This is a genomic window from Streptomyces sp. NPDC111744 (genome assembly GCF_055634995.1).
The window spans coordinates 41891-51503 of sequence record NZ_JBVKCG010000009.1 but is presented as its reverse complement, the minus strand read 5'-3'; the positions used below and the strand labels follow the sequence as shown (position 1 = coordinate 51503).

6 protein-coding genes and 2 pseudogenes are annotated in these 9613 nt (G+C 69.2%); 4 read left to right on the top strand and 4 right to left on the bottom strand.

Annotation, left to right across the window (positions count from 1 at the left end):
- Nucleotides 1-24: 24 nt before the first annotated feature.
- The 4 genes and pseudogenes from hppD to ACZ7OO_RS21345 all read left to right on the top strand — a co-directional run bounded on the left by hppD (nucleotide 25) and on the right by ACZ7OO_RS21345 (nucleotide 4639).
- Nucleotides 25-1053: a 4-hydroxyphenylpyruvate dioxygenase gene (gene hppD, locus ACZ7OO_RS21360; protein WP_471506565.1), complete on the top strand. Its 1029-nt coding sequence runs from the start codon at nucleotides 25-27 to the stop codon at nucleotides 1051-1053.
- Nucleotides 1050-2051, top strand: a pseudogene (locus tag ACZ7OO_RS21355) (alpha-hydroxy acid oxidase); the annotation flags it as partial. The gene hppD and the pseudogene ACZ7OO_RS21355, both read left to right, overlap by 4 nt.
- Before the next feature lie 219 nt (nucleotides 2052-2270).
- Complete coding sequence (locus tag ACZ7OO_RS21350; protein WP_471506946.1) at nucleotides 2271-3557, top strand: aminotransferase-like domain-containing protein; 1287 nt, start codon at nucleotides 2271-2273, stop codon at nucleotides 3555-3557.
- Nucleotides 3554-4639 (top strand): prephenate dehydrogenase, encoded by a 1086-nt coding sequence (locus tag ACZ7OO_RS21345; RefSeq protein WP_471506563.1) that lies wholly within the window; start codon nucleotides 3554-3556, stop codon nucleotides 4637-4639. Before ACZ7OO_RS21350 ends, ACZ7OO_RS21345 begins: the two co-directional genes overlap by 4 nt.
- 87 nt (nucleotides 4640-4726) lie before the next feature.
- Here the strand turns inward: ACZ7OO_RS21345 and ACZ7OO_RS21340 are convergent, their stop codons facing one another.
- The 4 genes and pseudogenes from ACZ7OO_RS21340 to ACZ7OO_RS21325 form a co-directional block, all read right to left on the bottom strand.
- Nucleotides 4727-5518 carry an AfsR/SARP family transcriptional regulator gene (locus tag ACZ7OO_RS21340; protein ID WP_471506561.1) on the bottom strand — a complete coding sequence of 264 codons (792 nt, stop codon included), beginning with the start codon at nucleotides 5516-5518 and terminating at the stop codon, nucleotides 4727-4729.
- A 625-nt stretch (nucleotides 5519-6143) separates the two neighbouring features.
- A pseudogene (locus tag ACZ7OO_RS21335) lies at nucleotides 6144-7487 on the bottom strand (ABC transporter ATP-binding protein); the annotation flags it as partial.
- Nucleotides 7484-8575 (bottom strand): ABC transporter ATP-binding protein, encoded by a 1092-nt coding sequence (locus ACZ7OO_RS21330; protein ID WP_471506559.1) that lies wholly within the window; start codon nucleotides 8573-8575, stop codon nucleotides 7484-7486. The pseudogene ACZ7OO_RS21335 and the gene ACZ7OO_RS21330, both read right to left, overlap by 4 nt.
- Nucleotides 8572-9579, bottom strand: coding sequence for an ABC transporter permease (locus tag ACZ7OO_RS21325; RefSeq protein WP_471506557.1), 1008 nt, complete (start codon nucleotides 9577-9579; stop codon nucleotides 8572-8574). Before ACZ7OO_RS21325 ends, ACZ7OO_RS21330 begins: the two co-directional genes overlap by 4 nt.
- Nucleotides 9580-9613 lie beyond the last annotated feature (34 nt).

Genomic DNA, 9613 nt, shown 5'->3' with positions numbered 1-9613 from the left:
TCCACTCAGGTCGGAAGGAATGGCATGACTGCACGAGGAATTTCCTACGTCGAGTTGTACGCGGTGGATCGACACAAGACGGTCGATTACTTCACCGCGTCCTTCGGATTCCAGGAAACGGCAGTCTCCGAATCGGCCCGCATCAATTCGTCGCTGCTGCGCCAGGGGGGGGTCCACCTGGTCGTGTCCAGCGGCCCGGCCACCGAGTCCTTCGTCGAGCAGCACGGGGACGGTGTCGCCGACATTGCGCTGGCATGCGACGACGTCTCCGCGATCACCGCCTCCGCGGTGGCCGCGGGCGGCCGGGTACTGCCCTCCGAACCGGACACCAGCGTGGTCTCCGGCTTCGGCGACGTCCGGCACACCCTGGTCCAGGCGGTGCGGGGCGACTCCGGTCGCCGGCCGGCCGACCGAAACTGGACCGAGGTGCGGGCGGGCGCGCCTACCGGCGCGGAGCGGCACCCGGTCCTCTCGCTGGACCATGTGGCGGTCTGCCTCGACGCGGGCACCCTGCAGAGTGCCGTGCAGTACTACATCGACGGCTTCGGGTGCGAGCGCTATTACAGCGAATACGTGGAGGTGGGCACTCAGGCCATGGACTCGGTCGTGGTCCGCAGCCCTTCCGGTGGTGTCACCTTCACTATCATCGAGCCCGACCCGACGCGTGAACCCGGGCAGATCGACGCGTTCCTCCAGCGCAATTCCGGATCCGGCGTCCAGCATCTGGCGTTTCTCGTCGACGACATCGTCGCCGCGGTACGGGAATTCCGCGACCGCGGTGTCGAATTCCTGCGCACGCCCGACATGTATTATGAAATGCTGGTCGATCGAATTCCCGTCATGCGTGAGCAGATATCGAACCTCTCGGACACGAACGTGCTCGCCGACTGCGACGAGTGGGGCTATCTGCTCCAGCTGTTCTCGCGTTCTCCGCACGAGCGGAACACGCTGTTCTACGAGCTGATACAGCGGCGCGGCGCCCAGGGCTTCGGAAGCGCCAACATCCGCGCCCTGTACGAGGCCGTCGAGCGGGAGCGGGTGTCCCCCGCGTGAACCGGTCCACGCTTTCCCCGGCCGTCCGGGCCGCAGACGCCCATTCCCTGGCCGACATCGCCCGGCTGGCACGGCCGCGGCTGGCACCGCAGGTCTGGGACTTCATCAGCGGCGGTGCGGGCGAGGAGCGCACCCTCGCGGCGAACCGGTCCGCGTTCGACCGGGCGCGCCTGCGCCCCAGGGCGCTCGCCGGCACTGGCCGGCCCGACACCGCGGTCAAGATCCTCGGCCGTGAGTGGGCGGCGCCCTTCGGAGTCGCCCCCGTCGCTTATCACACGCTGGCCCATCCGGATGGCGAACTGGCCACCGTACGGGCGGCCGGCGCGGCGGGACTTCCCGTGGTCGTGAGCACGTTCGCCGGCCGCACCTTCGAGGAACTGGCCGCCGCGGCGACCGGCCCGTTGTGGCTGCAGGTGTACTGCTTCCGCGACCGTGCCGTGACACAGGACCTGATCCGGCGTGCGGAGCATTGCGGGTTCGAGGCCCTCGTCCTCACGGCCGACACCCCGCATCTGGGACGCCGGCTGCGGGACGTCCGCAACTCCTTCCGGCTCCCTGCGGGTGTCCGGCCGGCCAACCTGCCCGGAAAGGGGTTCGACTCGCCCGCGGACCATGGCCGTGACGCGCTCGACCCCGCGCTGGACTGGTCGGTGCTGGAGTGGCTGCGCTCGGTCAGCGACCTGCCGTTGCTGGTCAAGGGGATCATGTCGGCCGAGGACGCGGTGCACGCGTGCGCCGCAGGAGTCGACGGCCTGGTGGTGTCCAACCACGGGGGCCGCCAACTCGACTCCGCCCCGGCCACGCTGGACGTGCTGGCCGAAGTGGCACAGGCGGTGGCGGGATCCCGCCCCGTGCTCATCGACGGGGGGATCCGGCGCGGCACGGACATCCTGACCGCGCTGGCCCTGGGCGCCGACGCCGCGCTGCTCGGCCGCCCGGTGCTCTACGGGCTGGCCGTCGAGGGACAGGCCGGTGCGGCCCGGGTGATGGATGTCCTGCGCGCCGAACTCACCGACGCCATGGCCCTCACCGGCACCCGTTCGGTGGCCGACACGTGTTCGACCCGGGTCGACCTGGCCCCGGAGACATCCCGTCACGAGCCCCCACCGTCACCGGCCGCCACGGATCCCTCCCCCGGGCCGGTCCCCGCAGGCCGGCGGGGACCGCTGAGCAAGGACGATCTGCACCCGAGCGTCTCGGACCCGCTGCTCGACTCCATGAACTTCCTCAACGAGATCACCGACCGTTACCCGGAGGCGATCTCGTTCGCCCCGGGACGTCCCTTCGAAGGCTTCTTCGAAACCGATCAGATCCTCACCGCCATTCAGCGCTACCTCGACCATCTCGCGGAACAGGGAATGCCGCCCGAGCGGATCCGTAACTCCCTCTACCAGTACGGCCCTTCGGCCGGACAGATTCGCGAGTTGATCGCCGACTCCCTTCGCGCGGACGAGGACATCGACGTGACGGCGGAGTCGATCGTGGTGACGGTGGGCGCGCAGGAGGCCATGGTTCTGGTGCTCCGAGCGTTGTTCTCACGACCCGACCAGGTGCTGCTCGTATCGAGTCCGTGCTATGTCGGGATCACCGGCGCGGCGTCCCTGCTGGACATCGCGGTCGCCGAGGTCGAGGAGAGCGAGGACGGCTTCTCCTGCGAGGAGTTCGAGGCCACGATCGAGCGGGAGCTGTCTGCCGGCCGGCGCCCCGTCGCCTGCTATCTGGTGCCCGAACACTCCAACCCCTCCGGGAACACCCTGTCCGAACCGGGCCGTCGCCGGTTGATCGAACTGGCGGAGCGCCACGACGTCCTGATCATCGAGGACAGCCCGTACCGTCTGGTCAGCCGGGGCGCCCAGCCGCCCACGCTGAAGTCGCTGGACCGCGGACACCGCGTCATTCACCTCGGCTCGTACGCGAAGACGGTCTTCCCCGGCGCCCGGGTCGGTTTCGTCGTCGCCGATCAACCCGTGCGGGACGGCCGGGGAGAGACCGGACTCCTGGCCACCGAGCTGGCGAAGATCAAGAGCATGGTCACGGTCAACACGCCGCCGCTCAGCCAGGCTGCCGTGGCCGGTGTCCTGCTCGCCTCGGGCGGACGGCTGTCGCAGGCGAACGTCCAGGCCGCCGAGCACTACGGGGAAGGGCTGGACACCGTACTCCGCGAGCTGGCCCGGGTCTTCCCTCCCGCGGAGCGCGAGCGGCTCAAGGTGGGGTGGAACCAGCCGGGTGGTGGCTTCTTCCTCACCATGAAAGTCGGCTTCCGGGCGGACAACACGGCGCTTACCCGCTCGGCGGAGCGTTTCGGGGTCCTGTGGACGCCGATGTCGTACTTCTATCCGCGGGGCGGCGGGGAGCACACGCTACGGCTGTCCTTCAGCTATCTGGCGCCGCAGGAGATCACGGAGGGGATCGCACGACTCGCCCGCTTCGTCGAGGCGGAGACGCTGCGACACCGCGCCGCGACCGCGACCGGGACGACGGGCGGAGAGGGGCCGACAGGATGAGGTCCGCCGCAGTCATCGGCACCGGCCTCATCGGGACGTCGGTCGCCCTCGCGTTGAGCCGGCGGGGCGTCAGCGTGTACCTGAGCGACGCCGACCCCGCCAGCGCCCGGACGGCTGCCGCCATGGGAGCCGGCTCCTTCGGCCTGCCGGAAGGCCCGGTGGACCTGGCCGTGTTCGCCGTGCCGCCGGCCCGGATCAGCGCGGAGGTGGCCCGCTGGCAGCAGAACGGGCTCGCGCACGCCTACACGGACGTCGGCAGTGTCAAGGTCCGTCCCGGTGAGGAGCTGTCCGCCTTCGGCGGCGATCCCGCCAGCTATGTCGGCGGTCATCCCCTGGCGGGCGGGGAACGGTCCGGACCGCTGGCCGCCCGGGGCGACCTGTTCCAGGGCCGGTACTGGGTCCTCACCCCTTCCGACCGCACCGCGCAGAGCGCCTTCAACCACGCCCTGGAGATGGTGTCTCTGTGCGGGGCCGTTCCCGTGCTGATGGATACCTCCGAACACGACAGCGCGGTGGCTCTGACCTCGCACGCCCCGCATCTGCTCGCCGCCCTGATGTCGGCCCGTCTGGCGGCGGCCGAGGACGGCGCCATCCGCATCTCCGGACAGGGCCTGCGGGACATGACGAGGATCGCCGGCGGCGATCCCGGTCTGTGGAGCGAGATCCTGGACGCCAACGCGACCGCGGTCGCCGATGTCCTCCAGGCCCTCGCGGACGACCTGGAAGGAGCGATCTCGGCGCTGCGCACGCTGGCGAGCAGGGACGAGGTGGCCGGCAAGCGCAGCCGGCGGGACATCGAGGAACTGCTGCGCCGCGGCACCACCGGACGCGCCCGCATACCGCAGAAGGAGGGCCGGCCGCCCTTCGAGCTGGCGGTGGTGCCCGTGGAGATCTCCGACCGTCCCGGAATGCTGGCCCAGTTGCTGGCGGACGCGGGTGCGGCCGGTGTGAACATCGAGGACGTGCGCATCGAACACGCTCCCGACCCACCACGCGGGCTGGTGGAACTGCTGGTCGAGAGGACCGCCGCCGCGCCGCTCAGTGCGAGTCTCCGGAACACCGGCTGGCGCCTGCAGGAATGAGGGAACCGGCAGATCCGCAGAGGCCGGCCCGGACGGCGCGGAGGAGCACGTCGCCACGGCCGGGACGGCCTCCAGGACGCGGACCGCTCAATCCGGCCAGGCTGGGATCGGAATCTGCTCGGCCGGAATCCGGCTCAGCACACCTTTGTGCAGTTCCTGCAGCTCCACGCCCGGTTCGATGCCGAGTTCCTCGCGCAGCCGGCTCCGTGCGAGGGCATAGCCCTGCAACGCCTCCGCCTGCATCCCGGAGCGGTAGAGCGCCAGCATCAGCTGCGCCGCCAGAGTTTCCCGCAGGGGATGCGCATTGACCAATTTGGTCAGCTCGGGAATGATACGCCGGTGGTTTGCGAGGGAGATTTCCAGGCTCAGCAATTCCTCGTACGCCGCGAGCCGCTCGCTCTCAAGAAAGCGTGCTTCCTGCTGGAGCAACTCGCCCGGCACTCCGGAAAGCGCATTTCCTCGCCATAAGGACAGCGCCCCGCGCAGCTCCCGCGCAGATCCTCTGATATCTCCGAGACGAACGAGGTCACGGCCCGCCTGCACTCTCTGTCGAAACACTCGCAGATCAAATGCGGTCGGATTGACCTCAAGCATGTACCCGGCATTCCCCGTGGCCAGTTCGACCCCCGGGTTGCCCCCGATGAGCTGGCGCAACCGATAGACGTAGGCCTGAAGCGTCGTACGGTAGGCAGAAGGCGGCCGGCCGTCCCATACATGGTCGGCAAGGCTATCGACCGATACGAACTCATTCGCACCCAGCAGCAGCGACGCAAGCACCGCCTGCTGTTTGGGCGCCGTGACGAATACTCTTTTCCCCTCGAATCTGACCTCCAGCGAGCCAAGAACGCAAAACTGTACCCTATCGTCCAAAGTAGCCACGAAAACCCCCGTCAGGGCACGCCCGGAACGAATGAGATCCTATACGGACTAATTACTCCAAGCCGGACTCGCCTATCTTCCTTCCGCTACCACTGGTGCAGGGTAACCCAGCATGCCCGCACTGGCATTTAAATAGTTCACCAACGGCCAGCCAGTCATGGCCGACGCGAGTACCGGCAGACGAATCGCCCCGCCGAGACGGGTGCTCGGCGGGGCGATAGCGGGCGGTGAGCGGACAGTCCGCCGGTTGGGTCGTGTTCAGGACGGGCGGCGCCGTCCGACGTCAGGCGTCGTCGGTCCGGGAGGACCGGCCCTCCCGGACGTCGTCGGCCGCCGGCTCCTCGGTGGTGACCGCCGTCGGGGCTTCGTCGGCCGCCGGCTCCACTGCGGGAGTCTCGGCCGCCGGCTCCGACTCCGCTTCCTTGGCTTCCGCCGCTTCCGTGGCTTCCGCCGCCGGTTCCTTGGCTTCCGCCGCTGCTTCCGTGGCTTCCGCCGCCACTTCCGTAGCTTCCGCCGCTGCTTCCGTGGCTTCCGCCGCCACTTCCGTAGCTTCCGCCGCCCGTTCAGTGGCTTCCGCCGCTGCTTCCGTGGCTTCCGCCGCCGGTTCCTTGGCTTCCACCGCCACTTCCGTAGCTTCCGCCGCCCGTTCCGTGGCTTCCGCCGCCACTTCCGTAGCTTCCGCCGCCGGTTCCGTGGCTTCCGCCGCTGCTTCCGTGGCTTCCGCCGCCACTTCCGTAGCTTCCGCCGCCACTTCCGTAGCTTCCGCCGCCCGTTCCGTGGCTTCCGCCGCCGCTTCCGTGGCTTCCGCCACCGGTACCGGCGTCTCCGCCGGCTCCTCCAGGACCGCCTCGCCCACCAGCTCCGACGCCTCCTTCGCCGCGCTCAGCAGGACCGTGTCCTGCGGGGCCTGGTCGGCGAAGTTCTCCGGGTGGTGGCAGGCGACCCGCTGGCCCGGGCGGAGTTCGAGGAGCGCCGGCTCGGTCGTCCGGCAGATCTCCGTCGCCTTCCAGCACCGCGTGTGGAAGCGGCACCCAGACGGCGGGGCGATCGGCGACGGGACGTCGCCGCGGAGCAGGATGCGCTCGCTCTTCTGGCCGCGGCGCTTCGGGTCCGGGACCGGCACCGCCGACATCAGGGCCTTGGTGTACGGGTGCATCGGCGACTCGTACAGCTTGGGGCTGTCGGCGAGTTCGACGATCTTGCCGAGGTACATCACCGCGACGCGGTCGGAGACGTGCCGGACGACCGAGAGGTCGTGGGCGATGATCACATAGGTGAGGCCCAGTTCCTCCTGGAGGTCGTCCATGAGGTTGACGACCTGCGCCTGGATGGAGACGTCCAGCGCGGAAACCGGCTCGTCGGCCACCACCAGCTTCGGCTTCAGGGCCAGCGCGCGGGCGATGCCGATGCGCTGGCGCTGGCCGCCGGAGAACTCGTGCGGGTAGCGGTTGTAGTGCTCGGGGCTCAGGCCCACCAGCTCCAGGAGGCGCTGGACCTCCTTCTTCACGCCGCCCTCGGGCTCCACGCCCTGCAGCCGGAACGGCGCCGAGACGATCGAGCCGATGGTGTGGCGGGGGTTCAGGGAGCCGTACGGGTCCTGGAAGATCATCTGGATGTCGCGACGCAGCGGGCGCATCTTCGCGGTGGACAGGTGCGTGATGTCCTGCCCCTCGAAGGTGACCTTGCCGCCGGTCGGGTCCTGGAGCCGGGTGATGACCCGGCCCATGGTCGACTTGCCGCAGCCCGACTCGCCGACCACGCCCAGGGTCTCGCCCTTGCGCACCTCGAAGTCGATGCCGTCGACGGCCTTCACCGCGCCCACCTGCCGCTGCAGGATGCCCTTCTTGATCGGGAAGTGCTTCTGCAGGCCCTCGACCCTCAGCAGCACCTCCCGGTCCCCGGACGCCTTCTCGGGAGCGGACGCCTGCTGCGGGATGACGGCGTCATCGGTCTTGTTGGTCTCACTCACAGCTTCGGCGCAATCTCTTCGGTCCAGATCCGCGTGCGGTCCTCCGCCGAGAGGTGGCAGGCGGACCAGTGGCCGCCGTCGACCTGCTGCAGCTCGGGGCGGACCGTGCGGGTGACGTTCCCCTTGGGAAGGTCCGCGTACGGGCAGCGCGGGTGGAAGGCGCAGCCCGAGGGGACGTTGATGAGGCTCGGCGGCTGGCCCTTGACCGGGATGAGCCGGTCGGAGGTCTCCCGGTCGATGCGCGGCATCGAACCGAGCAGGCCCCACGTGTAGGGGTGCTGCGGCTTCTCGAAGATCTCGTCGACCGGGCCGCGCTCCACGCACCGGCCGCCGTACATCACCAGCACGTCGTCGGCGATCTCGGCCACCACACCCAGGTCGTGGGTGATGAGGACGACCGCGGAGCCGAACTCCTTCTGCAGGTCGCGGATCAGGTCGAGGATCTGCGCCTGGACGGTGACGTCGAGGGCGGTGGTCGGCTCGTCCGCGATGAGCAGCTCGGGGTTGTTGACCAGGGCCATGGCGATCATGGCGCGCTGACGCATACCGCCGGAGAACTCGTGCGGGTAGCCGTCGACACGCTTGGCGGGCTCGGGGATACCGACCCGGTCGAGCATCTCGATGGCGCGGGTGCGGGCCACCTTCTTGGTGACGTTGTGGTGGACCCGGTACGCCTCGACGATCTGGTCGCCGATCTTGTAGTACGGGTGCATCGCGGACAGCGGGTCCTGGAAGATCATCGCCATCTCGCGGCCGCGCAGCCGGCGTACCTCGTCCGGGGACGCGCTCACCAGCTCCTTGCCGCCCAGCCAGATCTCGCCGGACATCCGGACGTTCTTGCCGCGGGCGCCGAGCCGGTGCAGGCCCATGATGGCCAGCGAGGTCACGGACTTGCCGGAGCCGGACTCGCCGACGATGGAGAGGGTCTTGCCCTTCTCCAGCGAGAAGCTGAGCCCGTCGACGGACTTGACGATGCCGTCGTCCGTCGGGAAGTGCACCTTGAGGTCGCGGACTTCGAGGAAGGCGTCGGGCGTGTGGGACGGCGTGGGCTCGCCCACGGCCGCGCCGGTCTTGGAGAGTTCGGTCACGAGAGCCTCACCCGCGGGTCGGCGGCCGCGTAGAGCAGGTCCACCAGGAGATTTGCGATGACGACGAAGAAGGCGGCGAGCAGGGTCACACCCAGGATGGGCGGCAGGTCGTTGTCGTCGATGGCCTGCACCGCGTACTGGCCGATGCCGTGCAGCGAGAACACGGTCTCGGTGATCACCGCGCCGCCCAGCAGCAGACCGAGGTCCATGCCGAAGACGGTGATGATCGGGGTGAGCGCGGCGCGCAGTCCGTGCCGGACGACGACCGTGCGCTCGCGCAGGCCCTTGGCGCGCGCCGTGCGGATGTAGTCCTCGTTCATCGTCTCCAGCATGCCCGAGCGGGTGAGCCGCGCGTAGATGGCCGAATACAGGAGAGCGAGCGAGCACCAGGCGGGGATGAGGGTGTTGGCCCACTGCGCCGGGTTCTCGGTCAACGGGACGTAGGTGCGGCCGAAGATCGGCCACTGGTAGGTGAAGAGCAGGATCGCCAGGTTGCCCGTGAAGAACATGGGCAGCGAGACGCCGGCGAGGGCCACGCCCATGAAGGTGCGGTCGAAGATGGAGCGCGGCTTCAGTGCGGAGACCACGCCGATCGCCACGCCGGAGACCAGCCACAGGACGGCGGCGCCGAGGGCCAGCGAGAGGGTCACCGGCATCCGGGAGGTCAGCTGCGGCCAGACCGCCTGGTGGGTCTTGAAGGAGTAGCCGAAGCACGGCGCGTCACAGTGCACCGTGGTGGGGCCCAGGTCGTAGGTGGCGCCGGAGACGATCCCCTTGATGAAGTGCCAGTACTGGACGTAGACGGGCTGGTCCAGACCGAGATTGTGCTTGACCGCGACGATGTCCGCCTTCGACGGGCTCTTGCCGATGTACTGCTGCGCCAGCTGATCAGCGGTCTGCCCGGCCAGCCGCGGCAGCACGAAGAAGATGGCGAAGGTGACCGCGGAGACGACCAGCAGCAGGATCACCGCTGCGAGCGTCCGACGGAGGATGTACGAAATCACGGGGATCGGCGCTGGTGCCCGCGGGCCTCTCGGC